Source organism: Microvirga guangxiensis, from assembly GCF_900102135.1.
In the GTDB taxonomy this organism is placed as follows: domain Bacteria; phylum Pseudomonadota; class Alphaproteobacteria; order Rhizobiales; family Beijerinckiaceae; genus Microvirga; species Microvirga guangxiensis.
The window spans coordinates 485,971-512,869 of the sequence record NZ_FMVJ01000004.1; the positions used below are offsets into that span (position 1 = coordinate 485,971).

At 63.5% G+C, this 26,899-nt stretch carries 30 protein-coding genes, 1 tRNA gene and 1 rRNA gene; 8 read left to right on the forward strand and 24 right to left on the reverse strand.

Features of this window, described 5'->3' with window-relative positions; translation table 11 throughout:
* Window positions 1–8 precede the first annotated feature (8 nt).
* Together BLP10_RS08750 and BLP10_RS08755 are read right to left on the reverse strand one after the other, a co-directional pair.
* A complete protein-coding gene (locus tag BLP10_RS08750) occupies window positions 9–188 on the reverse strand; it encodes a hypothetical protein (RefSeq protein WP_091133399.1) in 180 nt (59 codons plus the stop codon).
* Between the two features lie 220 nt (window positions 189–408).
* Window positions 409–493 (reverse strand) — tRNA-Leu (locus tag BLP10_RS08755).
* 148 nt (window positions 494–641) lie between these two features.
* Here BLP10_RS08755 and BLP10_RS08760 point away from each other — a divergent pair.
* Window positions 642–1,223 carry a YqaA family protein gene (locus tag BLP10_RS08760; protein WP_091133401.1) on the forward strand — a complete coding sequence of 194 codons (582 nt, stop codon included), beginning with the start codon at window positions 642–644 and terminating at the stop codon, window positions 1,221–1,223.
* A gap of 10 nt (window positions 1,224–1,233) precedes the next feature.
* Window positions 1,234–1,734 (forward strand): disulfide bond formation protein B, encoded by a 501-nt coding sequence (locus BLP10_RS08765; protein ID WP_091133403.1) that lies wholly within the window; start codon window positions 1,234–1,236, stop codon window positions 1,732–1,734.
* 6 nt (window positions 1,735–1,740) lie between these two features.
* Here the strand turns inward: BLP10_RS08765 and BLP10_RS08770 are convergent, their stop codons facing one another.
* The gene (locus BLP10_RS08770; protein ID WP_091133405.1) at window positions 1,741–2,310 is read right to left on the reverse strand and encodes an HNH endonuclease; all 570 of its coding nucleotides are present in this window, start codon (window positions 2,308–2,310) and stop codon (window positions 1,741–1,743) included.
* Window positions 2,311–2,604: 294 nt separating this feature from the next.
* On the opposite strand from BLP10_RS08770, the gene BLP10_RS08775 reads away from it, so the two are divergent.
* On the forward strand, window positions 2,605–3,123 hold the full coding sequence (locus tag BLP10_RS08775; protein WP_091133407.1) for a DedA family protein: 519 nt from the start codon (window positions 2,605–2,607) through the stop codon (window positions 3,121–3,123).
* Between the two features lie 2 nt (window positions 3,124–3,125).
* Here BLP10_RS08775 and BLP10_RS08780 read toward each other — a convergent pair whose 3' ends face one another.
* From BLP10_RS08780 to lptM, 10 genes are all read right to left on the reverse strand, one after another.
* Window positions 3,126–4,007, reverse strand: coding sequence for a 3-hydroxybutyryl-CoA dehydrogenase (locus tag BLP10_RS08780; protein ID WP_091133409.1), 882 nt, complete (start codon window positions 4,005–4,007; stop codon window positions 3,126–3,128).
* A gap of 83 nt (window positions 4,008–4,090) precedes the next feature.
* Entirely contained in the window at window positions 4,091–5,032 is a 942-nt protein-coding gene (locus BLP10_RS08785; protein ID WP_091133411.1) for an electron transfer flavoprotein subunit alpha/FixB family protein, read from the reverse strand.
* Between the two features lie 15 nt (window positions 5,033–5,047).
* On the reverse strand, window positions 5,048–5,797 hold the full coding sequence (locus tag BLP10_RS08790) for an electron transfer flavoprotein subunit beta/FixA family protein (RefSeq protein WP_091133413.1): 750 nt from the start codon (window positions 5,795–5,797) through the stop codon (window positions 5,048–5,050).
* A 237-nt stretch (window positions 5,798–6,034) separates the two neighbouring features.
* Window positions 6,035–6,784, reverse strand: coding sequence for a rhomboid family intramembrane serine protease (locus BLP10_RS08795; RefSeq protein WP_091133415.1), 750 nt, complete (start codon window positions 6,782–6,784; stop codon window positions 6,035–6,037).
* Window positions 6,785–6,796: 12 nt separating this feature from the next.
* Entirely contained in the window at window positions 6,797–7,372 is a 576-nt protein-coding gene (locus BLP10_RS08800; protein WP_091133417.1) for a cob(I)yrinic acid a,c-diamide adenosyltransferase, read from the reverse strand.
* Between the two features lie 27 nt (window positions 7,373–7,399).
* Window positions 7,400–7,951, reverse strand: coding sequence for an acyloxyacyl hydrolase (locus BLP10_RS08805; protein WP_244510453.1), 552 nt, complete (start codon window positions 7,949–7,951; stop codon window positions 7,400–7,402).
* A gap of 130 nt (window positions 7,952–8,081) precedes the next feature.
* A complete protein-coding gene (locus BLP10_RS08810) occupies window positions 8,082–8,273 on the reverse strand; it encodes a twin transmembrane helix small protein (protein ID WP_091133419.1) in 192 nt (63 codons plus the stop codon).
* A 96-nt stretch (window positions 8,274–8,369) separates the two neighbouring features.
* Entirely contained in the window at window positions 8,370–10,949 is a 2,580-nt protein-coding gene (locus BLP10_RS08815) for a TIGR02302 family protein (RefSeq protein WP_091133421.1), read from the reverse strand.
* 173 nt (window positions 10,950–11,122) lie between these two features.
* The gene (gene lysA, locus BLP10_RS08820) at window positions 11,123–12,391 is read right to left on the reverse strand and encodes a diaminopimelate decarboxylase (RefSeq protein ID WP_091133423.1); all 1,269 of its coding nucleotides are present in this window, start codon (window positions 12,389–12,391) and stop codon (window positions 11,123–11,125) included.
* Window positions 12,392–12,400: 9 nt separating this feature from the next.
* Window positions 12,401–12,643: an LPS translocon maturation chaperone LptM gene (lptM, locus tag BLP10_RS08825; protein WP_091133425.1), complete on the reverse strand. Its 243-nt coding sequence runs from the start codon at window positions 12,641–12,643 to the stop codon at window positions 12,401–12,403.
* A 170-nt stretch (window positions 12,644–12,813) separates the two neighbouring features.
* Here lptM and tlpA point away from each other — a divergent pair, with 170 nt between their 5' ends.
* Complete coding sequence (tlpA, locus tag BLP10_RS08830) at window positions 12,814–13,473, forward strand: thiol:disulfide interchange protein TlpA (RefSeq protein ID WP_091133426.1); 660 nt, start codon at window positions 12,814–12,816, stop codon at window positions 13,471–13,473.
* On the opposite strand, the gene BLP10_RS08835 is transcribed toward tlpA, so the two are convergent.
* From BLP10_RS08835 to purC, 8 genes are all read right to left on the reverse strand, one after another.
* Window positions 13,470–13,787 carry a hypothetical protein gene (locus tag BLP10_RS08835; protein ID WP_091133428.1) on the reverse strand — a complete coding sequence of 106 codons (318 nt, stop codon included), beginning with the start codon at window positions 13,785–13,787 and terminating at the stop codon, window positions 13,470–13,472. The two genes, tlpA and BLP10_RS08835, sit on opposite strands and share 4 nt — an antisense overlap.
* Window positions 13,788–13,989: 202 nt before the next feature.
* Window positions 13,990–14,325: a Grx4 family monothiol glutaredoxin gene (gene grxD, locus BLP10_RS08840; RefSeq protein ID WP_009763309.1), complete on the reverse strand. Its 336-nt coding sequence runs from the start codon at window positions 14,323–14,325 to the stop codon at window positions 13,990–13,992.
* 44 nt (window positions 14,326–14,369) lie between these two features.
* The gene (locus tag BLP10_RS08845) at window positions 14,370–14,606 is read right to left on the reverse strand and encodes a BolA family protein (RefSeq protein ID WP_091133430.1); all 237 of its coding nucleotides are present in this window, start codon (window positions 14,604–14,606) and stop codon (window positions 14,370–14,372) included.
* Window positions 14,607–14,618: 12 nt separating this feature from the next.
* Window positions 14,619–16,829: a phosphoribosylformylglycinamidine synthase subunit PurL gene (purL, locus tag BLP10_RS08850; RefSeq protein ID WP_091133432.1), complete on the reverse strand. Its 2,211-nt coding sequence runs from the start codon at window positions 16,827–16,829 to the stop codon at window positions 14,619–14,621.
* A 182-nt stretch (window positions 16,830–17,011) separates the two neighbouring features.
* Window positions 17,012–17,710, reverse strand: a complete 699-nt coding sequence (gene purQ / locus BLP10_RS08855) for a phosphoribosylformylglycinamidine synthase subunit PurQ (RefSeq protein ID WP_091133434.1) — start codon at window positions 17,708–17,710, stop codon at window positions 17,012–17,014.
* A 7-nt stretch (window positions 17,711–17,717) separates the two neighbouring features.
* Entirely contained in the window at window positions 17,718–17,957 is a 240-nt protein-coding gene (gene purS / locus BLP10_RS08860) for a phosphoribosylformylglycinamidine synthase subunit PurS (protein WP_091133436.1), read from the reverse strand.
* Between the two features lie 67 nt (window positions 17,958–18,024).
* A complete protein-coding gene (locus tag BLP10_RS08865; protein WP_091133438.1) occupies window positions 18,025–18,558 on the reverse strand; it encodes a hypothetical protein in 534 nt (177 codons plus the stop codon).
* A gap of 756 nt (window positions 18,559–19,314) precedes the next feature.
* A complete protein-coding gene (purC, locus tag BLP10_RS08875; RefSeq protein ID WP_091133442.1) occupies window positions 19,315–20,109 on the reverse strand; it encodes a phosphoribosylaminoimidazolesuccinocarboxamide synthase in 795 nt (264 codons plus the stop codon).
* 237 nt (window positions 20,110–20,346) lie between these two features.
* Here purC and BLP10_RS08880 point away from each other — a divergent pair, with 237 nt between their 5' ends.
* The gene (locus BLP10_RS08880) at window positions 20,347–20,673 is read left to right on the forward strand and encodes a DUF1476 domain-containing protein (protein ID WP_175493845.1); all 327 of its coding nucleotides are present in this window, start codon (window positions 20,347–20,349) and stop codon (window positions 20,671–20,673) included.
* Between the two features lie 62 nt (window positions 20,674–20,735).
* Window positions 20,736–21,509: an HpcH/HpaI aldolase family protein gene (locus tag BLP10_RS08885; protein WP_091133445.1), complete on the forward strand. Its 774-nt coding sequence runs from the start codon at window positions 20,736–20,738 to the stop codon at window positions 21,507–21,509.
* Window positions 21,510–21,513: 4 nt separating this feature from the next.
* Here BLP10_RS08885 and BLP10_RS08890 read toward each other — a convergent pair whose 3' ends face one another.
* The gene (locus tag BLP10_RS08890; RefSeq protein WP_091133447.1) at window positions 21,514–22,161 is read right to left on the reverse strand and encodes a DNA-3-methyladenine glycosylase family protein; all 648 of its coding nucleotides are present in this window, start codon (window positions 22,159–22,161) and stop codon (window positions 21,514–21,516) included.
* A 29-nt stretch (window positions 22,162–22,190) separates the two neighbouring features.
* On the opposite strand from BLP10_RS08890, the gene gluQRS reads away from it, so the two are divergent.
* On the forward strand, window positions 22,191–23,081 hold the full coding sequence (gene gluQRS, locus BLP10_RS08895) for a tRNA glutamyl-Q(34) synthetase GluQRS (RefSeq protein ID WP_091133449.1): 891 nt from the start codon (window positions 22,191–22,193) through the stop codon (window positions 23,079–23,081).
* Here gluQRS and BLP10_RS08900 read toward each other — a convergent pair.
* Window positions 23,060–23,977 (reverse strand): AEC family transporter, encoded by a 918-nt coding sequence (locus BLP10_RS08900; RefSeq protein ID WP_091133451.1) that lies wholly within the window; start codon window positions 23,975–23,977, stop codon window positions 23,060–23,062. The two genes, gluQRS and BLP10_RS08900, sit on opposite strands and share 22 nt — an antisense overlap.
* 6 nt (window positions 23,978–23,983) lie before the next feature.
* The gene (locus BLP10_RS08905; protein ID WP_091133453.1) at window positions 23,984–26,020 is read right to left on the reverse strand and encodes a M23 family metallopeptidase; all 2,037 of its coding nucleotides are present in this window, start codon (window positions 26,018–26,020) and stop codon (window positions 23,984–23,986) included.
* 738 nt (window positions 26,021–26,758) lie between these two features.
* Between BLP10_RS08905 and BLP10_RS08910 the strand changes: the two genes are divergently transcribed.
* Window positions 26,759–26,899: ribosomal RNA gene (locus tag BLP10_RS08910) — 16S ribosomal RNA — on the forward strand; the annotation flags it as partial.

Sequence of the window (26,899 nt, forward strand, 5' to 3'; positions counted from 1 at the left end):
GTCTCAGCTTACGCGGCGTACGGGAATTGGTCCCTCGCCTGCGAGTCCTGCCGTTGCAGCATCGCAATCGCCGTGCGCGCATAGTCGCGAAATTCCTCTTTCACGATTTCCGGCTCGGCTTCCCACAGGAGTGCATTGTCCTCGGCCTCATAGAGTGCACGAGCAACGTATTCGACTTCTAGATCCATGATTGATGCCCCTTGGTCTCAAGGTGTTTGCTTCTTGCAGCCGCCTGCAACGCACTTTTACAATTTGTTTCAACGATACAGGGCTTGGCCGTTCAACGGAGACATTTGCGCCAAAGGTTCCCGATTTGGCAAAGGTGCAAAAGGGGTAGCTCAACAGTTCTAGACCGGCAGGATCCAGGCTGTGGGGCGCTTGAGGATGCGCCATCGATGTCATGGGAAATGGTGCCCCTGGCCGGGATCGAACCAGCACTCCTTGCGGAACTCGATTTTGAGTCGAGCGCGTCTACCAATTCCGCCACAGGGGCAAGGAAGTGCGAAGTAGCATGACGGTACAAGCAGGGTCAATCAGTCTGATGCGAAGCTGCGCCGCAAGCCTTGCCTCTCGCCATCCGGGCCGTCTTGTGCTCAAAGGGCCCGCGTAGCCCTGTTTCATCAGAATTCCGCCGGGACCCCATGCTAAGACGCCTTTACGACTGGACTCTATCTCTCGCGGCCCGGCCTTCAGCCCCCTACGCACTGGCTTTGGTTTCTTTCTCGGAGAGCTCCTTCTTTCCGGTGCCGCCGGATGTGATGCTCGTGCCGATGATGTTGGCGCGCCCCGACAAGGCATGGTCCTACGCCCTGATCTGCACCATCTCTTCGGTCCTGGGCGGCATCTTCGGCTATGTGATCGGTCTGGCGCTTTACGATTCCATCGGCTCCTGGCTGTTCCAGCTCTATGGCCTGAACGAGAGCGCGGAGACGTTCCGGCACGCCTATGCGGAATACGGGCACTGGGTGATTCTGCTGAAGGGCCTGACCCCGATTCCCTACAAGCTCGTGACCATCACCTCCGGCTTCGCAGGCTATCACCTGGGCTGGTTCATCCTGCTCTCGGTGATCACCCGCGGGGCGCGCTTCTTCCTCGTGGCGCTGCTGATGAGCCGGTTCGGCCCCCGCATCAAGTCCATCATCGACAACAATTTCAATCTGGTCGCCGCCTTGGCTATCATCGCCATCGTCGGCGGCTTCGTGGCCTTCAAGTATATGTTCTGAGGTGAGGGCGATGCGCTTCAGCCTGTCCCTGCGCCAAGCGGCCCTCGCGGTGGCGCTCGGCGCCGCAGCCACAATCGGCGGCGCGCTCGTGTTCGAGCATGTGTTCGGCTACGTGCCCTGCAAGCTGTGCCTGGTCCAGCGCAATCCCTATTACATCGCCATTCCGCTCGGGATCGTGGCGGCCCTTCTGCCGCCGCGCTGGACCCGGGCAGGACTCTGGCTGCTGGCGCTGGTCTTCCTCGTGAGCGCGGGGCTCGGCGCTTACCATTCCGGCGTTGAATGGGGCTTCTTCGCGGGGCCTGCCGATTGCGGAGGCGGCTCCGGCGCGGGCGCGGGCAATGTGAGCGATTTCCTCAACCAGCTTCAGACCACGCGCGTGGTGAGCTGCACGGAGGCCGCATGGCGTTTTCTGGGGCTGTCGCTGGCGGGCTGGAACGTGCTGATCTCGCTGGCCCTTGCAGCTGTCGCCGCGAAGGCTGCTTCAGGGAAAAGCTTCTTTCTCGGACGCTGACGGCTCTTAAGGCTCCAGCTCGCTGTCCCAGTAGAGATAGTCCATCCAGCTTTCGTGAAGGTAGTTCGGCGGGAAGAGCCGTCCGTTCGAGTGCAGATCGTGGACGGTGGGGGCGAAGGGATGCTGGCGGGGCCACATCTCGACTTCGCGGGGCATCTTGTCGCCCTTCTTCAGATTGCAGGGGGCGCAGGCGGCGACGACGTTTTCCCAGGTCGTCTGGCCGCCCTTGGAGCGGGGCACGACGTGGTCGAAGGTCAGGTCCTCACGGGTGCCGCAATATTGGCAGCTGAAACGGTCGCGCAGGAAAACGTTGAAGCGGGTGAAGGCCGGGTGCCGCGAGGGCTGAACGTAGGTCTTCAGAGAAATCACCGAGGGGAGGCGGACTTCGAAGCTCGGACTTCGCACGACCTTGTCGTATTCAGAGACGATGTTGACCCGGTCCAGAAACACCGCCTTGATCGCATCCTGCCAACACCAGATGGACAAGGGGTAGTAACTCAAAGGCCGGTAATCGGCATTGAGCACAAGGGCCGGACAGGCTTCCGGCCTTACAACAGGTTGGACGTGTACCGTCACATCGCCTCCTCTCAAAGAAGAGTAGCCCCGTCTGAGTAGACTATAGGCATTGTGACGCTGTTGTGAAGTTCGCAGATAAATGCGTTTGTGACGCACCACACAGGAAATGCGGCCAAGAATGGCATTTTTTGTGAGTGTCCACCCCATCAGCCCTCATTCTGAGCAGCAGACCAGTCCGCGTCTCGAAGGAGGATCCAGCGCTCTTTGGAGATGTCTCGTCCTTCGAGACGATCGCGGCGTGGTCTCTTCAGGATGAGGGGTATGGGGGATGCGGGAGAAGATAAGAGGTGAGGAATGGCCCTTCTTCAGCACGTTTTCGGGTCGGTCGAGGCAGCCATCGCCGCCTATGGGGTCCTGGCTCTCTTTCTCATTCTCTATTTCGAATCCTTTGGCGTGCCGCTTCCCGGTGAAAGCGCCCTGATCACCGTCTCGCTGCTGGCGGCCCACGGCGATCATGCCATCGGGCATGTCATTCTGGCGGCGTGGTGCGGGGCGGTGCTGGGAGACAGCACGGGCTATCTCATTGGGCGCATCGGCGGGCGGCCTGTGCTGTTGTGGCTGGCGCCAAAGATCCGGTTGACGCCGGATCGCCTGGCCCGGATTGAGAAAACCGCCCGCGACAAGGGCTTCATCATGGTCATGACGGCGCGCTTCGTGGTGGGGCTGCGCCAGCTCAACGGCATTCTGGCCGGGTCGGTCGCCATGCCATGGCCGCGCTTTGTACTGGCGAACGCCTTGGGGGCGCTGCTCTGGGCGTCCTTCTGGAGCCTCGGGGCGTATTTCTTCGCCGACCTGTTCCGCCGCTTTCTGTAGGCCTAGCGGGTCGGGACCGGGTGCTCGCCGCGGTAATCGTAGAAGCCGCGCTTGGTCTTGCGGCCGAGCCAGCCGGCCTCGACGTATTTCACGAGAAGCGGGCAGGGGCGGTACTTGGAATCGGCCAGGCCCTCGTACAGGACCTGCATGATGGACAGGCAGGTGTCGAGGCCGATGAAGTCGGCGAGCTGCAGCGGGCCCATCGGATGGTTCGCGCCGAGCCGCATGGCGGTGTCGATGGCCTCTACCGAGCCCACGCCCTCATAAAGGGTGTAGATCGCCTCGTTGATCATCGGCAGCAGGATGCGGTTGACGATGAAGGCCGGGAAATCCTCCGACACGGTCGAGGTCTTGCCGAGCTTGGCGATGAATTCCTTGGCGGATTCGTAAGTGGGATCGTCGGTCGCGATGCCGCGGATCAGCTCGACGAGCTGCATCACCGGCACCGGGTTCATGAAATGGATGCCGATGAACTTTTCCGGGCGGTCCGTGGCTGCGGCAAGGCGCGTGATGGAGATCGAGGACGTGTTCGTCGCGATCATCGCATCCGGGCGCAGGGAGGGGCAGAGATTGGTGAAGATCTTGCGCTTCACCTCCTCGTTCTCGGTTGCGGCCTCGATCACGATGTCGCAGACGCCGAGATCGTCATAGCCCCGCGCCGGCTTGATGCGCTCCAGCGCCCCCTGGCGGTCGGCGTCGGCGATGGCCCCCTTGGCGACCTGGCGGGCCATGTTGCCGTTAATGGTGGCAAGCCCGGCATTGATGCGCTCATCCGAGAGGTCGTGCAGCAGGACGCTGAAGCCTGCGAGTGAACAGACATGAGCGATGCCGCTCCCCATCTGCCCCGCGCCGATCACGCCAACCGTCTTGATCTCGATGCCCATCTGACTTCGCCTGCCATCCATGCTCAAAGCATCCGGGCGAGCGCTCCCGCCCGGATTGTTTCACTCACCTATTCCTGGACCGATTAACCGGCTTTGGTCAACTCATCCTTGAGTTCAGGGAGGATTGAGAAGAGATCGCCCACGAGGCCGTAATCGGCGACCTGGAAGATCGGCGCCTCCTCGTCCTTGTTGATCGCAACAATGACTTTGGAATCCTTCATACCCGCCAGATGCTGAATGGCGCCTGAAATGCCGACCGCGATGTAGAGATCGGGCGCCACGACCTTGCCGGTCTGTCCCACCTGCCAGTCGTTCGGAGCATAGCCCGCATCCACGGCCGCGCGCGAAGCGCCCATGGCCGCGCCCAGCTTGTCGGCGATCGGCTCGATATACTGCTTGAAGTTCTCCGCAGAGCCCAGCGAGCGTCCGCCCGAGATGATGATCCGCGCCGAGGTCAGCTCGGGACGGTCGGACTTCGCGATTTCTTCGCCCTTGAAGCTCGACAGCCCGGCATCGCTGGCCGCGTTCACCGTCTCAATCGCAGCCGAGCCACCCTCGCCGGCGGCCGGGAAGGCGGCCGTGCGCACCGTGATCACCTTCTTGGCGTCGGTGGCCTGCACCGTCTGGATGGCGTTGCCGGCATAGATCGGGCGCTCGAAGGTGTCGGGCGACACGACCTTGGTGATGTCGGAGACCTGCATCACGTCGAGCAGGGCCGCGACGCGCGGCATGATGTTCTTGCCGTTCGAGGTCGAGGGCGCGACGAGCGCATCGTAGGAGCCGGCCAGCGAGACGATCAGGTCGGCGGCGGGCTCGGCCAGCATGTGCTCATAGGCTGGAGCATCGGCCAGGAGCACCTTCTCCACGCCCTCGAGCTTGGCGGCGGCTTCCGCCGCAGCCTGGGCGTTGGAGCCGGCCACCAGCACGTGAACCGGTGCGCCCAGGGCCTTCGCCGCGGAGAGGGCCTTGTGAGTGGCGTCCTTGAGCTGGGTGTTGTCGTGCTCGGCAATCAGCAACGTGGTCATTGTTCTTGTTCTCCCTTAGAGCACGCCGGCTTCGGTCTTGAGCTTCTGGACGAGTTCGGCGACGGAACCCACCTTCACGCCGGCCTTGCGGCCGCCCGGCTCGGCGGTCTTGAGCACCTTCAGGCGCGGGGCCACATCGACGCCCAGCGTCTCGGGCGAAGTCTCGTCGAGGGGCTTCTTCTTGGCCTTCATGATGTTGGGAAGGCTCGCATAGCGCGGCTCGTTGAGGCGCAGGTCCGTGGTGACGATGGCGGGCAGCTTGAGGCCCACCGTCTGCAGGCCGCCGTCGACCTCGCGGGTCACGTCGACCTCGCCCTCGCCCACATTGACCTTGAAGGCGAAGGTGCCCTGGGGCCAGCCCAGGAGGGCGGCGAGCATCTGGCCGGTCTGGTTGGAATCGTCGTCGATGGCCTGCTTGCCCATGATCACGAGATTGGGCTTCTCCTGCTCGATCACGCCCTTGAGGATCTTGGCGACGGCCAGCGGCTCGACGGCGGCGTCGGTCTTGACCAGGATGCCGCGGTCGGCACCCATGGCGAGCGCCGTGCGGATGGTCTCGCCGGCTTGGCTCGGGCCGATGGAGACGGCAACGATCTCGGTGGCCTTGCCCTGCTCTTTCAGGCGCACGGCTTCTTCCACCGCGATCTCGTCGAAGGGGTTCATCGACATCTTCACGTTGGCGAGTTCAACGCCAGACCCATCGCCCTTCACGCGGATCTTCACGTTGTAGTCGACCACTCGCTTCACACACACAAGAAGCTTCATTCGTCTGTCCTCATTGAAGGTCAGGTCCGGATATGGCCCATGGGAAGCTCTCCGGACAGATAGGAAAAAGGCGGAACGGACCCTAGAGCATCGAACCTGAAAGTGGAATGCACTTTTGGGGCCAATCCGATGCTCCTTTTATAGGGGAGCGCACCGCTCGTGGGGAAAACCGGGACCACTTTTCCCTGGCGCGGCCCACTGGGTCCGCACGATGCGCGAGCATTACGTCTTCGAATGTCAACGCGGCGTCTGCAATTCCTGCGCTGCGGCGCGCGCCAGAACCGGATCGTAGCGATGACGCATGATGGGGATGAGAATAGCGCCCGCGATGAACCCGCCAAGATGGGCAAACCATCCCACGCCCTCATCCGCGCCGAAGAAAGCGGACACGAACTGCACGGCGAACCAGAAGCCGATGGCCCAATAGGCCGGAAGCCGAAGAGGGATTCCGCCGAGGAACAGGGCCCAGATCCGCACGCGCGGATAGAGGATCACATAGGCCGCCACCACGCCCGACACGCCGCCGGACGCGCCGATGAGCGGACGCTCCGGTGCGGGAAGAATGAAGCTCTCCGGCATGCTCGCGCCCACCATGGAGAACGAGGCGACCGCATGCACGAAGCTCGCCGCGATGCCGCAGATCAGGAAGAACAGAAGGAAGCGCAGATGCCCCATCGCGTCTTCCACATTGTCCCCGAACACCCATAGGAACAGCAGGTTGCCGATCAGGTGAAACCAGGATCCGTGCAGGAAGATGTTGGTGACGAGCGTCATCCACACCGGCACGAAAGGGTAGCCCTCGGGCAATCTCTCGTAACCGAACAGCACCGCCGGGATAAGGCCGAAGCCGCCGACCATCTCATCGGCCGACAATGGCCCATAAACGAAGACGAGATGGACCATGATGCAGATCACGATCAGGGACCGCGCCACGACCGGCGTCTTCATGTGCTGGAGCGGGACGCCATCGTGGAGCGGAAGGAACATGAGCCCGGCCTTTCAGCGATTCTGACCGGGGACCCAGAGAACGTCCAAATTTCCTTTGTCGTTGACGTGGCGGGATGCGACGAAAAGAAAATCGGAGAGGCGGTTGAGATACTTCACGGCCTCTTCGGAGACCTTCTCGTCCGGCTTCTGGATCAGTTCGACCACGTTGCGCTCGGCGCGCCGGCAGACGGTGCGGGCGAGATGCAGGGCCGCCGCGGCGGGGGTGCCGCCCGGCAGCACGAAGGAGCGCAAGGGTTCGAGATCTGCATTCAGGGCATCGATCTCCTGCTCGAGACGATCGACCTGCCCTTGCGTCACGCGAAGCGGCTCGTAGGGAAGCGGCTTGTCCGTCTCGACGGTCGCAAGATCGGCGCCGAGATCGAAGAGATCGTTCTGGATGCGGCCGAGCATGGCATCGATGCTCATGTCCTTCGTGTGCAGGCGAGCCATGCCGATGCAGGCATTGGTTTCGTCCACCGTGCCGAAGGCTTCGATGCGAAGATCGTGCTTGGGGCGGCGTCCGCCGGCGGCGAGCGCCGTCGTGCCTTTATCCCCGGTGCGGGTGTAGATTCGATTGAGAACGACCATGAAAGGCCCGAATTTGAAGGGTTTCGCTTAGAACGAATACCCAACCCGGGCGCCGACATTCGTCAAGCCCCGATTTTCGGAGCAGGCGCCTGCATTGGAGAGATGCTCAATGGTGGCCATCACGCTCCAGTTGGCGGAAAGACGCACGCCGACGGAGCCGGATTCACGGAAGAGAGGCGAGCAGCCCAGGGCCTGATGATCCGAGAACGGGTCGTTGACCTTGTCCTCGCCGTTGTGAATGGCGCCGCCAAGGCTGCCTTCCACGAACACGCTCGGGGTGATGTCGAGCGTCCAGGTGAGGCCCGCATAGGCGAAGCTCGTCCGGTCATCGAAGTTCAGGCTGCCGCCGATATGGGGGCGGGGGATGAAGTAGCTCGTGAACAGGTCCGATGCCGTGAAGGGCTTCGCGAGAAGGATTTCACCGGTGAGATTGGCGGAGCCATCCTCGCCTTCGGGACCCCAAGGATCCTGGGCGGAGAAACCCATCCGGAACTCGGAAAGAAGGCTCGGCTGAGCCGATTTCCTTGCGTCAGAGGCAAGCAGGCTGGTCGATCCTGCGAACAGGACCAGAAGGCTCATGCCTATGGCTTTGCTGACGCGCATTATTAAGAAATCCAATGCTTATTGATTTAAGGCCGCCAGGCTACGCCCTTATGGCTAATGATCTCTTAATACAAACCGTGGCGAAAAAGTGTCAAGACCAAGAAGGCTAGGCCGCTCTCCACCAAATTACCCCCATGATCACAATGATCGCCAGGAACTGAAGCAGAACACGTAGCCTCATCAGGTGTTGCGACCGGTTGGCGCTGCCGCCGCGCAACATGTTGACGAGACCGAGCAGCAGGACGAAGGCCACGGCCAGAACCGCAACCGGCACAATGATATCGGCAAAACTTGTCATCGTGATTCCATGAATGGACCCGGAAGCCGGCAAGCGGCGTCCAGGCGAAGGAGGGGGCTTCACGCTTTTTGAAGCCGCCCTCTCTTAACCCTAAACCTAATTCCTGCGAAGCAGGCGCTCGAAGTAATCGAGTTCTTCCTGCGGACGCGCCGGATCGCCGAGCTTGCGCCGCAGTTCTTCGAGAATGCGCTGGGCTGCACCGGCCGCTCCGCCTGGGCCGCTCAACATGTCACGGGTGTTGTCCGAATAGCCCCTGTTCTGTCTGGGACGCCCCAAAGGATCGTCGTTGTTCTGCGCGGCCTGTCCCTGACCCTGGGGCTCGCCTTGCCCGGGCTGATCGCCGGCCTGCTGGTTGCCGTCCTGGCCCTGCTGCATCTGCTGGGCCATGCCCTGCATGCCGCGGCGCAGATTTTCGAGGGCGCGTCCCTGCGCATCGACCGCCTGGCCGTCCCGTCCCTGTCCGAGCGCGCCTTCGGCTTCACGCATGTCCTGCTCAGCCTCGCCGAATCCCTGCTCGCCCTGCATGCCCATGCCTTCCATGCGCCGCTGCAATTCCTCCAGCCGCTCGCGCAGGGCCTGCTGCCGCTGGCGAAGACCGAGCGGGTCCATCTGGTCCGAGGTGCCGTTCTGGCTCTCCTCCTGGCCTTCGCCCTGTTCTCCCTGTTGACCCTGCTGCCCCTGCTGGCGCTGGCCCCGCTGGCGCTGTCCCTGGCGCTGACCATTGCGGTCGCCCTGCTGCATGCGCCGGTTCTGGCCATCGCGGAAGGTCTCGTCGCGCAGGTTCTGCTGCTCGCGGGTCATATCCTCCAGGTCGCGCATGGCCTGATTCATCTCCTGCCCGAGCGGATCGGTCATGCGGCCGTTGGGCTGTGCCGTCTGGAGGTTCTCAAGGATGTTGCGCAGCTGGTCGAGAAGGCGCTGGGCCTCCGCCATGTCGCCACGGCGCATGGCTTCTTCCATCCGCTGGAGCATGCGGTTGAGATCGTCCTGAGTGATCATCCGGTCGGGCGTACGCTGGTTCTGATTCTCGGCCTGCCGGTTCTGCTGCATGCGCTGGGCGAATTCGCGCAGGAACCTGTCCATGGCCTGGCGCAGCTCGTCGGTGAGACGCTTGATCTCATCGTCCGCCGCGCCGCGCTCCATGGCTTCCTTGAGGCGCTCCTGGGCCGCGCGCAGCTGCTGCTCGGCATCGGAGAGATTTCCGTCCTCGATCTGCAGCGCCATGCTCCAGAGCCAATCGGCGACCTCGGTCAGACCCTCGTCGTTCCTGGCGATGCGCAGGCGCTCGGCAGCGGCGCGAAGTCCCAGGAACACGCCCCATTGCGGCGTGAATTCCGCAGGTTCGATGAGAAGTGCGTCGAGGGCGGTCTGCACGCGCTTGCGGTCGTCGGGCGCGAGCACGAGGTTGCGCCGTTGCTCCACGAGGGCCTTCGCCAGGGGATTGGTGAAGGGACGCTGCGGCAGCTTGAAGGTGAGGGTGTCGCTCGTCGCCTCCTGACCGGCCTCGTCCTTCGCCTTGAGCCTGATCGTCACCTGGGCCCCGGCCCAGGGATGATTGGTCAGGTCGACGGGAGAACGGGTGTCGGGCGCATTCTCCTCGTGGCTCGGGAGGCTGAGCGTGAGGGTGGGAGCGGGCACGAGGGAGCGGCCCTTGGTGCCGTCCGCCTTCTCCACCTTCCCTTCGAGGGAGGTGATGCCGTAATCGTCCTTGCCCTTGTAGATCAGGGTGAAGGTGCCTCGCTCATTGACCTCCGGCTCCCCGGTGAAGGCGATTTCCGGAATTCGGTCGGGAATGGCTTCGACATTGAGGGTGACGCTCTGGGCAAAGCCCGTGCTGACGGTGAGTTCCGTGCTGCCTTCGAGGGTGTAGCGTTCCTCGCGCAGATCCGCGCGCTGGTTGGTTTTGGGCGGCAGCGCGGTGAGGCCCTTGCCGGGGCTGATCTCCGCCGTGCCGTCGCCGGCCACCCGGATGACGATGGTGGAGCGGATCGGCGCCCGCAAGGACTGGCCCTTCGCGAGATCGATCATCAGCGGAGGCATGCGGGTATAGAGCGGCGGATCGATCCACCCATCGATACGGAAGGAGGGCGCCGAAGCCGAGGCCCCGCGCCAGTCGAAGGCCGCCTTGAGGCGCGAGCCGATTTCCGGACCCGCCACGAAGGCGCTGGTCACCAGGGCAAGGACGCCTGCCGCCCGAAGCGCATAGCGGTCGCGCCGGGGCATGTCGGGCCGGGGCGCGGCGACCCGCATCCGGCCGACGGCCTCCTCGGCCCGTTTGCGATGGAGAGACCAGAGAGCCCGCGTTCCGGGATCGCTGGAGCCCAGCGCCAGGCTGTCGTCGAGCACCCGGGCCGGGCCGTGGGTCAGGCCGGTGTCCCGGTCGAGGCGGTCGAGAGCCCGCGTGCGGCTGGGCATCCGCAGGCGCAGGATGGGCCAGAGGGAGAGCAGAAAGGCCGCGGTGAAGAGGCTCAGGCCCACCGAGCGCCAGAACGGGGTGGCATCGAGCCAGAGGCCGAGCCATGACAGCGTCAGGAAAAGCAGAACGATGGCGAGGGGCAGCCACAGGCGGGGCCACGCCTCCTCCCACCAGAGAGACCAGCGGGCATGCGTGATCAGGCGCCCGAACCTCTTGCTCAGGTTGCTCTGCGCAGGCGACGGGTTCGGGCCTTCGCTCATGCCAACACTCTCCGCAGCACAGGTTGTGCTAAAGCCCCCCTCGAAAAGCTAGCACGCCATGCCCGAATGACCAGCCGCCAAATCGGCACAAAGCGCCGCAAGGGAAGCTCCAGGCCGGTGTCGCGTTCACATCCTCGTCATAGAGGCGCGGCCCGGGCTCGGAGGCCGGGGCTTCAGTCCAGCCAGCCGGGGAGCTTGTCGAGCCCGATCAGGTCTTCGTATGTGGGGCGTGGGCGCACCACGGCGCTGTCGGAGCCTCGAACCAGGACCTCCGGCACAAGGAGGCGCGTGTTGTAGGTGTTGGCCTGAACCGCGCCATAGGCGCCCGCCGTCATGACGGCGATGAGATCGCCCGGCTTCACGGCGGGCATGTCGCGCATGAGAGCGAGGTAGTCGCCCGTCTCGCAGACGGGGCCCACCACATCGGCGACCATATGCGGCGTATCCGGCGACGGCTCCGTCACCGGCTTGATGTTGTGAAACGCCTCGTAGAGGGTGGGGCGGATCAGGTCGTTCATGGCCGCGTCGACGATCACGAAGGTGCGGCCTGCGCCCTCCTTCACGTAGATGACCTTGGCAACGAGAACGCCCGCATTGCCGGCGATCAGGCGGCCCATCTCGAAGACGAGCTTGAGGCCGAGCGACTTGGTATGCTGCTTGATGATCTGCGCATAGGCCTGCGGATCGGGCGGAGGCGCGTTGTCGTCACGATAGGGCACGCCGAGACCGCCGCCGAGATCGATGTGATGGAGCTTGTGCCCATCCGCCATCAGGTCGCGGGCGAGTTCGGCCAGGAGCGCGGTGGCGTTGTCGAAGGGCGACAGGTCCGTGATCTGGCTGCCGATATGCATGTCGACGCCGGTGATCTCGATGCCTTTGAGCGAAGCGGCGCGTGCATAAACCTCGCGGGCGCGGGAGATCGGAATGCCGAACTTGTTCTCGGACTTGCCGGTCGAGATCTTCTGGTGCGTCTTGGCATCGACGTCAGGATTGATGCGGATCGAGATCGGCGCGCGCATGCCCTTGGAGAGCGCGACCTCGGAGAGCGCTTCGAGCTCCGGCTCGGATTCCACGTTGAAGCAGAGGATGCCGCTGTCGAGGGCGAAGGCCATCTCGGCCTTCGTCTTGCCGACGCCGGAGAAGACCACGCGCTCGCTCGGAACGCCTGCGGCCAGCGCCCGGCGCAGCTCGCCCTCCGACACGATGTCCATGCCTGCGCCGAGGCGCGCCAGCGTCTTCAGAACCGCCTGGTTCGAATTCGCCTTCATGGCGTAGCAGACGAGCGTGTCGGTATCCGCGAACGCTTCGGAGAACACGCGGTAATGCCGCTCGAGCGTCGCCGAGGAATAGCAATAGAACGGGGTTCCGACCTCGTCCGCGAGGCGGCGCAGGCTGACATCCTCGGCGTGGAGGACGCCGTCACGATAGGCGAAATGGTGCATCGGGCGGCCTTACAGCAGCGGATCGAGAATAAAGGGCTTGTTGGGGATGGTATAGCCGCGACGGGGCGCCGAGCGGGGCGTGCCCACGGGTGAGGGCAGGGTGGCCTGATCGGCGGGGGCCGCCTGCTGCGCCTGGGGCGCCGATCCATCCGGCGGGGGCTCCAGCGCGCCGCGACGGCCGCAGGCCGTGAGGCCCAGAACGATGAGGCCGGCCACCAGGGCCGCACGGGAGATAGAAACGCAGGTCGACATCGAAAGCTCCGAAACGTGGCCGCACCATAACGGGAAGCGCCGCCGGATGCGAGAGGCAAGGTGAGGCTTATGAGAGCCTGATTCGCGAGCGCTCCCGCTCCACGGCTTCGTGATGGGGTTTCTCCCCGCCAGGGCTTGAGGCTTGGCCGAAAAAGGGCCACATCGGGCTCATGTCGAACGCACCTGAAATCCCGAAAGCACGCAACCGCTCCTGGGTCATCGGCCTGGCTGCGCTGGCCCTCGTCGGCGCGGGCGCCGCCTGGTACGGCTGGTCTCACAGCGGCTCCCAGGTTGCCGCGGCCGGGGAGTGCCGCGCCTCGACGGCCGTCACCGAGCGGCTCGATCCGCTGGCGAAGGGCGAGCTTGCCGCGCTCGGGGTAAGCAAGTCTCCGAAGCCTGCCCCGGTCATCTCCTTTGCGGGCTCCGAGGGGCAGCCGATGAGCCTTGCCGACTTCAAGGGCAAGACGATCCTCGTGAATCTTTGGGCGACCTGGTGCGTGCCCTGCCGCGAGGAGATGCCGGCCCTCGACAAGCTCGAGGCGGAGTTCGGCGGTTCCGACTTCCAGGTGGTCGCCATCAACGTGGACACCCGCAACACCGACAAGCCGAAGGCCTGGCTCCAGGAGAACGGCATCGGGAAGCTCGCCTATTACGCGGACCCGTCGGGCAAGCTGCTCCAGGTGCTGCAGAAATCCGGCCACGTGGTCGGCCTGCCGACGACCTTCATGGTGGATGCGTCGGGCTGCGAGATCGCGCTCCTGAAAGGCCCTGCCGAATGGGCCTCGCCCGACGCGATGACCTTCGTGCGCACGGCGCTCGGCCGGACTTAAGACCGGAAGCTGCCTTCGCCGTCGGGCAGGCCAAGCTCGCCGGAAAAGGCTGGCTTCGAGAGGCGCCAGGGGCGGTCCATGGCCTTACGGGCCTCGCCTTTCTGAAGCAGGCGCGGCGTGCCGTCCGCCAGGACTTCCTCGATCACGAGAAATCCGAAAGCCTGCAGGATCAGGCAGGCGGTCTTGGTGGAAACGTCGTCCGCTCCCACAGCCAGGGAGCCCGCGGCGTAAACCCGCTCAAGGATCGTCTTGGGGTGATGCTTCACCCCCGCGCGCGGCTTGAACGCGACAACATTCGTCTCCGGTTCGAACATGGATCTTGCCCCCGACAGGAGCCGCCGCATTCTGTTGTTTTTCGCGACGGCTTTGGAAAGAACGAGAGCCTATTCTGCCGGAAACTGAGCCGTTTGAGGAATGCGACATAAGACGCTCCCCGTTCGGGTGGAGCGTGGCCGTTCCGCCCAACAAAAAAGCGGGGCCTGAACCCCGCTTCGATGCAATCCGTGTGGAACGCGATCAGGCGCTCTGCTGGACCTGGATACCCTTGTCGGCGAAGAGCTGCTGCAGCTCGCCGGCTTGGAACATCTCGCGGGTGATGTCGCAGCCGCCGACGAACTCGCCCTTCACGTAGAGCTGGGGAATGGTCGGCCAGTTGGAATAATCCTTGATGCCCTGGCGGATGGTCTCGTCCTCGAGGACGTTCACGCCCTTATAGGGCACGCCGAGATAGTTGAGGATCTGAACCACCTGGCCCGAGAACCCGCACATGGGGAATTGCGGCGTGCCCTTCATGAACAGCACGACGTCGTTGGACTTCACTTCGTTGTCGATGATCTGGTTGGCGTCAGCCATGGAATTCTCCTGTTCCGCAGCGGTCAAGGCGCTGGGTTCACATCTCAATTGTCGGGTGCCACAGTCGTCAATGCAAGGGCGTGAAGCACGCCGCCCATGCGGCCTTGCAGCGCCGCATAGACCATCTGGTGCTGCTGGACCCGGGATTTGCCCTTGAAGGCCGAGGAGGTGACGGTGGCGGCGTAGTGGTCGCCGTCGCCCGCCAGATCCTTGATCTCCACGACCGCGTCGGGGAGGGCGGCCTTGATCATGCTCTCGATATCGCGTGCGTCCATTGGCATGGATCAAACTCCTTATGACTTTCCAGTCATGTATTCGGGCAGCCATGCCTCATGAGCGCTCTTGAGCTGCTTCACGGATATGGCCTGCTGACCTGGCAGAATCAATGAATCGCCGCCCGTGACGCCCAGCGTCACCGCCGGGATGCCGAGGGCGCCGGCCTCGTAGAGGATGTCGGCGGCCGCGTCCTCATCGACGGCAATGAGATAGCGGGCCTGATCCTCGCCGAAGAGGAAGGCGTGGAGAGGCATGTTGTCGGGCATTGCCGTGATCGAGGCGCCGATGCCGCCGGCCATCGCCATCTCGGCGAGCGAGAGGGCGATGCCGCCGTCGGAGCAATCGTGCACCGTCTTCACCTGGCCGGAGCGGATGAGCTGGCGGATGAAGTCGCCGTTGCGCTTCTCGGTCGCGAGATCGACCGGCGGCGGAGCGCCTTCCTCACGGCCGCAGACGTCGCGCAGGTAGATCGACTGGCCGAGCCAGCCCACCATGCCGCCGATGAGGATGATCGCCTCGCCCTCAGCCTTGAAAGCGATGGAGGCGTTCACCGTCACGTCGTCGAGCAGGCCCACGCCGCCGATGGCGGGAGTGGGAAGAATGCCCTGGCCGTTGGTCTCGTTGTAGAGCGAGACGTTGCCCGACACGACGGGGAAGTCGAGCACCTTGCAGGCCTCGCCGATGCCCTTCAGGCAGCCGACGAACTGGCCCATGGATTCAGGGCGCTCGGGGCTTGCGAAGTTGAGGTTGTCGGTGATCGCGAGCGGCAGGCCGCCGACAGCCGTGATGTTGCGCCAGGCTTCCGCCACCGCCTGCTTGCCGCCCTCGAACGGGTCGGCCTCGCAATAGCGCGGCGTCACGTCGGTGGTGAGCGCGAGACCCTTCGGGCCGTCCTCGACGCGCACGATGGCAGCGTCGCCGCCGGGCGTCTGCACGGTGTTGCCGAGGATCAGGTGGTCGTACTGCTCCCACACCCAGCGCTTGGAGCACTGGTCCGGCGAGCCGACGAGCTTGAGAAGCGCTTCGGCTTCCGACATCGGAGCCTTCACGCTCTCCGATGCGATGACAGGCTGCTTCGGGCTCTCCACCCACGGACGGTCATAGAGAGGAGCCTCGTCGCCGAGCTCCTTGATCGGAAGGTCCGCCTTCACCTCGCCCTCGTGCTTGATCACGAAGCGCAGGGTGTCGGTGGTCTTGCCGATGACGGCGAAGTCGAGGCCCCACTTGTGGAAGATGGCCTCGGCCTCTTTCTCCATGCCGGGCTTGAGCACCATGAGCATGCGCTCCTGGCTTTCCGACAGCATCATCTCGTAGGCGGTCATGCCTTCCTCGCGGCACGGCACCTTGTCGAGATCGAGCTCGACGCCAAGATTGCCCTTCGCGCCCATCTCCACCGCGGAGCTGGTGAGGCCGGCTGCGCCCATGTCCTGAATCGCGATCACCGCGCCGGACTTCATGAGTTCGAGGCAGGCTTCGAGCAGAAGCTTCTCGGCGAAGGGGTCGCCCACCTGCACGGTGGGGCGCTTCTCATCGGACGCGTCGTCGAATTCGGCAGACGCCATCGTCGCGCCGTGGATGCCGTCGCGGCCGGTCTTCGAGCCGAGATAGACGATTGGATTTCCGACGCCGGTGGCCTTGGCGTAGAAGATCTCATCCGTGCGCGCGAGGCCAACCGCCATCGCGTTGACGAGGATGTTGCCGTTGTAGCGCTTGTCGAAACCGACGCTTCCGCCGACGGTCGGAACGCCGAAGGAATTGCCGTATCCGCCGATGCCCGCGACGACGCCGGACACGAGATGCGGTGTCTTGGGGTGATCGGGCTCGCCGAAGCGCAGGAAGTTCAGCGCCGCGATCGGACGCGCGCCCATGGTGAACACGTCGCGCAGGATGCCGCCGACGCCCGTCGCCGCGCCCTGATAGGGCTCGATGAAGGACGGGTGGTTGTGGCTCTCCATCTTGAAGATGCAGGCGAGCCCGTCGCCGATATCGATCACGCCCGCGTTCTCGCCCGGGCCCTGGATCACCCACGGCGCCTTCGTCGGCAGGCCGCGCAGGTGGATGCGCGAGGACTTGTACGAGCAATGCTCGTTCCACATGGCGGAGACGATGCCGAGCTCGGTGATGGTCGGCTCGCGGCCGATCAGCTTCACGAAGCGCTCGTATTCGTCAGGCTTCAGCCCGTGCTCCTTGACCAGCTCCGGGGTGATGGCGACGTCGTTGCGGATCATCAGGGTCTCGCTTCTTTCACCCTCCAGGGAGGGACAAACAATCGGATGTCCTCATCCTGAGGAGCCGCGTGAGCGGCGTCTCGAAGGAGGGTCCAGAGAACACTGGAAACGCCCTCGTCCTTCGAGACGCTGCGCTCCTCAGGATGAGGGCTGCGGGGGCGTCTCGTCCCCGCGTTGGAAAATCAGGCCGCCTTGCTGAAACTCGACACGAGGCTCTCGAACAGGCCGCGTCCATCGGTGCCGCCCACGAGGTTTTCGACCAAGTTTTCCGGATGAGGCATCATGCCGAGCACGTTGAGCTTGTCGGAATAGATGCCGGCAATTGAGTTCATGGAGCCGTTGCGGTTGGCGTCCTGGGTCACGTTGCCCTGCGCGTCGGAATAGCGGAAGGCTACGAGGCCTTCGCCTTCGAGGCGCTTCAGGGTTTCCGCATCCGCCGTGTAATTGCCCTCGCCATGCGCCACGCAGACATCGATGGCCTGGCCCTTGGCGTAGTTCTTCGTGAAGGCGGTGTCGTTGCGCTCCACTTTGAGGAACTGGCGATGGCAGATGAACTTCAGGTTCGCGTTGCGCATCAGGATGCCGGGCAGCAGGCCCGCTTCGCAGAGGATCTGGAAGCCGTTGCAGACGCCGAGCACGAGACCGCCGCGCGCCGCATGGGCGCGAACCGCGTCCATGACCGTCGCGCGTCCCGCAATCGCGCCGCAGCGCAGATAGTCGCCGTAGGAGAAGCCGCCCGGCAGGACCACGAGGTCGGTGCCCTTCGGCAGCTCGGTCTCGGCGTGCCAGACCTTCTGGGCGTCGGAGCCCGCCAGCTTGAGAGCCCGCACCATATCGCCTTCGCGATTGGAGCCGGGGAAGACGATGACAGCGGATTTCATGTCGGCCTCACGCGATCTCGACGCGGTAGTTTTCAATCACGGTATTCGCGAGGAGCTTCTCGCAAGCCGCCTTCAGGGCCTCCTCGGCCTTGGCCTTGTCGCCCGTCTCCAGCTCGATGTCGAACACCTTGCCCTGGCGGACACCGGAGATGCCGTCCACGCCGAGGGACTTCAGGGCCCCTTCGATGGCCTTGCCTTGGGGGTCGAGAACGCCGTTCTTCAGGGTGACGGTGACACGAGCTTTCATGGGGGGGCCTCGAGGGTTTCAAGATTTGCCCCACGCCATAAAGCGAATGAAGGGAAGAAACAACGCCTCAGGTGCCTAATTCACGGGCAGCGACCTGACGGGCGGTCTGCTGGACGACATCTGCCGCCTCGCCGATCACGAGAACGACCTCCAGGTCCTCGCCCGAACGCCGCCCCAGAGCCGCGCCGTAAGCCGGGGGCTTGCCGCCGTCCATGGGAGCAAGAGCGATCGTGAAACCCGTATAGGGCGTACCTTTCAGGCGCTCGACGGCAATGTCGGTCTTGACCGGTTTCGTCCGGCCGACCGGCGAGCGCAGGGCCCGGGCAAGGCGCTCAGGATCCTTGAGGAGGCTTTCCGTGATCCGCGCATCCTTCCCCTTCAAGCGGATGACGCTGACGGCCAGGCCCGGACTGCAGGAGGGAGGGGCGCAGAAGGAGAGAGCGACAGGTTCGGTCCTGTCCTCGGCGAGCCATTTGCGCAGGGGCAGCGCCCCCCAGGAGGCATCGGCCTGGAGGCCCGCGACGGTGCGCGGGATGTAGTCGCAGCCTGTCAGGCTGAGAGTCAGGAGCACGAGAATGGAGCGGGAGAACAGGCGGAGCATGGCTCCCTTTTAGCGTTACATCTGGGGTGAGGTCGATGGGATTGCTGTTGTCTCCGAGAGCGCAATCGCTGCTGTGGTCGTCCGGCGCAAAGCCAATGATGACGGAAAGGGCGTCATCCCGGGGCCGAGCAACAGAACCCGGGATTGTTGGAGGAGAAGGGCGCGGGAACCCTCCTCCCCCTTGTGGGGAGGAGTTGGAGGAGGGGGTGTGAGCGCCACGTTCTGCAAGGTTGGCGCCGGCACCCCCACCCTGGCCCTCCCCACAAGGGGAGGGAAGCACGCGCTTCATTCTGCAAACGATCCCGGCTCGGCTGTGCCATCCGGGATGACGGCTTGGATTTATGTTCCTCTTTTGTTCTTGACAAGGTTCCTAACCTGGGCTATATCCTTGTTCATCTCGGCTCACCGAGGGGCGCGCTCGCGAGGCGTCGTGATTGTGGAGCCGGAAGCGGTCCTGGGTCAGGCCTCGCAAGCCGGGCCGGGAGGCCCATCGCTGCAAGATGCGGTGTACGCCTAAAAGAACCGTGCGCGAGGAGCCGTCAGGTTCTTCACACATTAGACACACGAGCCGGACGCCTCCTCGCGCCCTCCCTCGACCCATTACCCTCGGGCCTCACACGCTGCGAGGACGTTCCCGCGTGCTCTTTGATAACCACGCTATCGGCCCCTTATCCTGGGAGGCCATCTGGCAAATCGCGCCGCCGCAACAAAAAGCCCGGCGCTGAGGCCGGGCTTTCGCAAGAGATGCTGCGGTTCTTACTGAACCAGCCGAGGGCCGCCGGTGATGATGTTCTCGTTCTCGGACAGGATCCCGAGGCGGCGGGCGACCTCCGTATAGGCCTCCACCAGCCCGCCCATGTCCTGGCGGAAGCGGTCCTTGTCGAGCTTGTCCTTGGACTTGATGTCCCAGAGACGGCACGAGTCGGGAGAAATCTCGTCGGCCACGACGATCCGCATCATCTCGCCTTCCCAAAGACGGCCGGTCTCCAGCTTGAAGTCCACGAGGCGGATGCCGACGCCGAGGAAGAGGCCGGTCAGGAAGTCGTTGACCCGGATGGCGAGCGCCATGATGTCGTCGATCTCCTGCGGCGAGGCCCACCCGAAGGCGGTGATGTGCTCCTCCGAGACGATCGGATCGCCGAGCTCGTTGTTCTTGTAATAGAATTCGATGATCGAGCGGGGCAGAGGGGTGCCTTCCTCAAGGCCAAGCCTCTTGGCCAGCGAGCCTGCCGCTACGTTGCGCACCACCACCTCGAGGGGGATGATCTCCACCTCCCGAATCAGCTGCTCGCGCATGTTCAGGCGGCGGATGAAATGGGTCGGGATGCCGATATCGTTCAGGTTCTGGAAGATGTATTCCGAGATCCGGTTGTTGAGCACACCCTTGCCGTCGATCACTTCGTGCTTCTTGGCATTGAAGGCGGTCGCATCATCCTTGAAGTGCTGGATGAGCGTTCCGGGTTCGGGGCCCTCATAAAGGACCTTCGCCTTGCCCTCATAGACGCGACGGCGACGATTCATAGGCATGTACCGTGGTTTGAGAAAATCCATAGTGCCGTGGGGTCTCCTGGCTAGACATGGTGCAGATCCGCGGCTGGCGTTGAGCGCGGTTTTAGACCGGCGCTCCGCTTCAGGGCAACCTATCCGATCACCAGGGCAAGCACAACGCGGGGGAAATGGCTGCATCCTGCAACCGGTCAAAGGTGCTGCCATAAAGATGGGAAGCGTCTGGTGCTGGCGCGAGTGCGCCCTTATATCGCATGAAGGCTCAAGCTTAAGGAGAACGACATAATGACCGGATTCGATGACCGCAGGGACGCCTTCGAGAAGCAGTTCGCCCATGATGCGGATCTGCGCTTCAAGGCCACGGCGCGTCGCAACAAGCTGTTCGGCCTCTGGGTCGCCGAGCGCCTGGGAAAGACCGGCGAGGAGGCCGAGGCCTATGCCAAGAGCGTCGTTCTCGCTGACTTCGAGGAAGCGGGAGATGCGGATATCCTGCGCAAGGTGACCAAGGATCTCGACGGCGCCGGCAAGGCGACCGGAGAGGCCGAGCTGCAGGCCAAGCTCCTCGAGCTGACGGAGCGCGCAGTGCAGGAGATCAAGGAGGGCCGGTAACGGCCCTTTCCCTTTCACCGATCCAGTCTTCCGGACGACACCGAAAACCGCAGAAGGGCGCCATGCTGACCAATCCATCCTTCCTCGACCTCCTAAAAGGGGGCACGCCCCTTCTGACGGCCTGGTGCGGGTTGCCCGACCCTACCGTTCCCGGCCTGCTGGCCCGTGAGGAGTTCGACGCGGTGGCGATGGACATGCAGCATGGCTCCATCGACTTTGCCGCCGCGCTCCAGGCCGTGCCCCTGATCGCGGCGGCGGGAAAGCCGGCTCTGGTCCGCATTCCCGTGGGCGAGTTCGCCACGGCCTCCCGTTTCCTGGATGCCGGGGTCTCGGGCGTGATCGCTCCCATGATCAACACCATCGAGGATGCGAGGCGCTTCGCCTCCTTCATGAAGTTCCCGCCCATCGGCCAGCGCAGCTGGGGCGCTTACGGGGCCCTGTCCCTTTCGGGGCTGGAGCCGTCGGAATACCTGCGCCTGGCCAATGACCTGACGGTGTCCTTCGCCATGGTGGAAACCCGGGAGGCGCTCGGCATCCTCGACGATATCCTGGAAGTGCCCGGCATCGACGGCGTCTTCGTCGGCCCCGCCGATCTGTCCATCGCGCTGTCGGGCGGCAAGGGTGTCGATCCGGCGAGCGCCGAGGTGGAGAAGGCGCTCGACCATGTGCTCGCCCGGGTCAGGGCTGCCGGCAAGATCGCCAGCATCTACGCGCCTTCGGGCGCGCGGGCAGGGGAGCTCGCCCGCAAAGGCTTCAACATGGTCTGCATCGGCAGCGACCTCACCATGCTGCGGGCCGGAGCCCAGGCCTCCCTCGCGGCTGCGCAGCAGGGCTGAGCTTCTAGGTAACGGGGCTGCCCTCTCGCGCCTTCGCCACACGGTAATAGGCCCAGAGCACCTTGGCGGCGACGCCCCGCCAGGGCCGCCAACGCTCCGCGAGCGCCGTCAAAGCCTTCGCGTCGGGCCGCTTCTCCAAATCGTATGCGATCCGGGCTGCCTCCTGCACGGCCAGGTCTCCACCGGGAAAGGCGTCAGGATGCCCGAGGCAGAACAGCAGGTAGATGTCCGCCGTCCAAGGGCCGATGCCCTTCACCCTGGTCAGGAGATCATGCGCTTCGTCAGCGGAGAGCTCATGCAGCCTATCGAGCGGGAGCCTTCCCTCCACGATCTCGGCGGCGGCCGTGCGAATGGTTCTCACCTTCATGGCCGAAAGGCCCGCCATGCGCAGCTCATCGTCCGAGAGGCTCAGGAAGCGCTCAGGGGTGGCGGGTTCGAGGATCGATCTCAGCCGTCCCCAGATGGCCGTGGCGCTAGCGGTCGAGACCTGTTGTCCGATGATGATCCAAGCCAGACCCTCGAAGCCCGGCGGGCGCTTGCGCAATTGCGGGACGACGCCCTCCGCCGCCAATCTGGCCATGACCGGATCGGCCTTCGCCAGGGCCTTCAGACCCCTCTTGAGAACCGCGTCCGTTTCGAGGAGGGTGGGCATTCATTCGTTCCTGTTCCTGAAGGCCGTCCGTGACGAAGCCCGTATTCCGATTCGCCCCAAGCCCCAACGGACGGCTTCATCTCGGGCACGCCTATTCGGCCCTGCTCAACGATGCGCTCGCCCGCCGTTTCGATGGCCGGTTTCTCCTGCGTATCGAGGATATCGATATCACACGCTGCCGCCCGGAATACGAGAGGGCCATTGTCGAGGATCTCGAATGGCTCGGTCTCGAATGGGAAAAGCCTGTGCGGCGGCAGTCGGAGCATTTTGCCGATTATAGGTCGGCTTTCCAGTCGCTGCAGGGCAGGGGGCTAGCCTATCCCTGCTTCTGCTCGCGCCGGGAGATTGCCGAGAAGGTCGAGGCAATCGAGGCCCAGAGCGGCCAGGAATGGCCACGCGATCCTGACAATGCGCCGCTTTATCCGGGAATCTGCAGAGAGCTTTCGCCCGAAGAAGCGATGAGAAGGATCAGCAGCGGCGTGCCGCATGCATGGCGCATCGATATGCAGTCAGCGCGTACGCTTCATCCCGGCCCGCATATCTTCATGCGTTTCTTGCTCAGCGGCGAAGAGGAGATCGTCACAGCGGATCCCTGGCGCTGGGGTGACGCGGTGATCGTGCGCAAGGATGTGCCGACGAGCTATCACCTTTCCGTCGTGTTCGACGATGCCTTGCAGGGCGTCACTCATGTGGTGCGCGGTCGGGATCTGGAGGCGGCCACCGATCTGCACGTGCTCCTGCAGAAGCTGCTCGGGCTTCCAACGCCGCGCTACCATCACCATGACCTGATCCTCGATCCGGGCGGTGACAAGCTCGCGAAGAGCCGGAGATCCGAGGCGCTTCATGAGCTGCGCGAAAGGGGCGTGACAGCCTCCGAGATCAGGCAGCGCCTCGGATTTCAGCTGATACCCAGCACATAGAGCCACACCAGCGTGGAGCCCAAAGCCAAAGCCGTCGAAAGTGTCACGGCGCTCGATGCCAAGGCCACGCCCTCGTTGTACCGCTCGGCGAACAGATAAGCGTTGATGCCTGAAGGGCACGAGGCGAAGAGCACGGCAACGCCAGCCCACACAGGCGGCATTTCGAACACATAAGTGGCGAGGAGCAGCACCACGAGTGGGTGCACCACGAGCTTGAGGACGGAAATCACCGTCGGCAGCTTCCAGCCCATCTTCATGCCGTAGCGGCGCAGGGCAATGCCCATGGAGATCAGCGCACAGGGGATCGCCGCGCTCGCGATCAGATCGACGATCTGCCACATCGGTGCCGGGATAGCGTGAGCGACAGGGCGAAGGGCGGAGCCCGCCAAAATACCGACCACAATGGGATGGGTGGCCAAGCGGCGCAGGATGATGAGGGGCGAAGCCTGACGCCCTTCGGCCAGCACGGTGGCGAGAGTCATGGTCACCGGCAGATGCACCGCGAGCAGCAGAAACAGCGGAACCGCGCCTTCGTCCCCGTAGGCCTTGAGGATCATCGGCACTCCGACGAAGACCGTATTAGCCTGACCGGCCGAAAAGCCTGCGACGACGCTCGAAACGCCTTTGACCCCGAAGAAGTGCCGGCCGATCGTGGTGGCCAGAACCCACACCACGGCCACGCCCACGAAATAGGAGATCCAATAGCCCCAGGGCTGCACCGCCGGAATCTCGGCCTTCACGAGAGTGCGAAAGATGAGACAGGGCACGGAGAGGCTGAAGACGAATTCAGACAGGCCTTCTCCCATCCGTTCGGAAACAAAGCCGGTTCTGCGCGCCAGATAGCCAATTCCGATCAGACCGAAGACCGGAAAGACGATCATGAAGAGGTCAAGCATGGGTGTTCAGCGAAGCTCTGCGCGCTGGGAGAGGCTTGCCGTTGCGCTGGCCTGGCTCATCAGACTATCCACCTGTTCGCGCTGACGCTTGAACTCGGCCAGGCTACGTCCATCGAGTTCGCGACCTTGCGGCAAGCGGATCTTCAACGGATCGACGAAGCTGCCGTTGATCAGCACTTCATAATGGAGGTGGGGACCGGTCGAGAGACCGGTGCTGCCGAGATAGCCGATCACCTGGCCTTGCTTCACCCGGACGCCGGGAGCCATGTTCTTGGCAAAACCCGACATGTGCGAATAGGTCGTCACATACCCATTGGCATGCTGAAGCTCGATATGACGTCCGTAGCCCGACTTCCAATCGGCGATGCGGACGACGCCGTTGCCGGCGGCGAGGATCGGCGTACCGACCCTGTTCGACCAGTCGATACCCGTATGCGGCCGCGTATAACCGAGGATCGGATGGAAGCGGGAGCCGAAGCCGGAGCGCAGAATGCCTTCGGAAATCGGCTTGCGGAGCAGGAACTTCTTCAGGGAGCGGCCGGTCTCGTCGAAATAGTCGATGGATCCGTCCTCGCCCTGGAAACGGTAGACCCGGCGCGCCTCGCCGCCTACGGTCAGCGAGGCGTAAAGAACCTCCGGGGTGTCGTCATCGTCGTCAGCGCCGAAGAACACTTCGAAGCTGTCGCCCTGCGCCACGCGGCGCTGGAAATCGACGTCGTAGCCGAAAATGCGAACCAGCTCTTCCACTGTCTCAGGGGGCAGGTCGTTCTTGAGCGCCGTCTCGTAAAGGCTCTCATAGAGTCGGGCGCCGCCCTTGCCATCCTCGTTCTCTTCTTCCTCCTGGGCGTCGGCAACGGCCGCATGATCCGAGAGGTCGTCAGGAGGTGTTACGGAGACGAAGGCGCCCCGGTCGTTGGTGGCGGCAATGCCTTCGATGCCCTTCTCGCCGAAGGCGATGACGCGGACGATCTGCCGAGGGTCGCCAAGGCGCGGTCCGGGTGCGATGAGGATGCGGAGGCGCTGGCCTTCCGCCATGTTGGCTATCTTCAGGCGAGCCGAGAGAGCCGTCGAGATGGCTGCGATCTGCTCCGGAGTTGCTCCGTAGCTGCGCAGGACCGTCTCCAGAGTTTCGCCCTTCTTGAACACCACGTCCCGCTCTTCGATCAGAGGCGCAAGAGCCTTCTGCTCGATCTTTGGCAGATCCGTGACATTCTCGGGCATGACCCGCACTTCGATGGTGCTGAAAGGCGTATCCACCACACGGGCATACCCTAGGGCATCTCCGAGACCTTCGGGCTGGCGAAGAGTGCGCGACAGCATCTGCTGGGCGGGAATCGCAGCCGCGGCGCGGCGCCCGGTCTCGCCGGCGACCCGGCGCTCCTCCTCCAGCATGGCCAGAACGTCACCATCGGACAGGGCCGGCGCGCTCGCCTCGATCGCCATGGCGGCCAGATCCCGGCGCAGAACGGAGACATCCGCATCCGCGATCTCAGGGGGCTGGTCGATCTTCTCCTGGGTGTCCTCGGCAAAGAGGCGCATCGGATTGAAGGGCGGAATGTCGGAGGCATAGGTGCCTGTCGAAAGTGACAGGTTCGTTGCGATCTTGACGAACTGGCGGACCTTGATGGCCTCGCGGTCGCCATTGCGGATCGTCATGGGAGCCTTGAAGCTCTGCTTCGCAGAGGCCATGAGCTCCGTCATGTTCAGGCGGTTGCTCTTGCGGGCGACGTTCGTTGCGCGTTCGCCGCCCTGCTCAGGCCGGGGATAGGCAGTGACGGTAGCGAGCTCGGGAGCCTGGACGGACGTGGTGGCGCCTTCGATCGAGATATGAATGGAGGCGCCGATCAGGACGGCGCCCGTAACACCTGTCAGAACGCTCGCGCCAAGCCATCGCAGGTTGATCTCGCGCTTGTCGACCTCGGGAGCTGAGGCACCATTGGCGCTGAGCGGAGGCTCATGACCCAGCTCGACTCCAGACAGCAGCCTTGAGACTTCCCGGCGGGAAGCCTTGAGTGGGCTGTCATCTGGAGGAACATGGCTCATATCGGACAATATCGTAATGGAGTAGCTTTATGCATAAGTCGTAGGGGCGCTCTAGCACAAGAGAGAACCCTGGCACAGGCTTAACGGCGAAGAGATGCCAGATGCTTCTCTTAGAAGAGATATGCATGTGGGATTGCTGCTTCGACCGGCACTGTGTCCGCAGTGAGGCAAAGGAGGGCGAAAGCTGTGAGGAGCGTGGCCATTTCAGCCGATGTCAAAAAACTTTCACAAGCGTGTTGACAGTCTCGGGAGCCTAGGCCTATAACCCGCCCATCGACGCCGCCGCTGATTGCGACGGCGTCAAAAACCTCCTCAGATCAGGGCTTTGCGGCCTGACGAAAGTCGGGATACGAGGCTTGTCTGATGAGGGTCTTCTCCGGTTCTCGGGTTTCTCGAAAAACGGGGTTGACAAAGAAAACGAATGATCCTAAATCAGGTTCATCGCGGCGCTGCCAGGAAATGGTGGCTCCGAGGTTTCCCTGACAGGCTGGCGGCTCAAGCCGGGTAAAACCGGAATGAGGCGCTGTCGTCTTCGGAAACTGCATCTTCGGATGTTGCTCTTTGACAAGTGAAGAAGGAAGGAGAAGCGTAGGCGGCGGTGTCCTTGCGATGACCTTAGGGTCATTAGATAAGACAACGACCTGATCTATGCTTTGGTGAGTACACCGCTTCGGCCGCAAGGCTGGAGATGGATGGACTCTGTCAATTTAAGTGTAGTGACAGTCAGATCAAATCTTTCAACTTGAGAGTTTGATCCTGGCTCAGAACGAACGCTGGCGGCAGGCTTAACACATGCAAGTCGAACGGGCCCTTCGGGGTCAGTGGCAGACGGGTGAGTAACGCGTGGGAACGTGCCCTTCAGTTTGGAATAACCCAGGG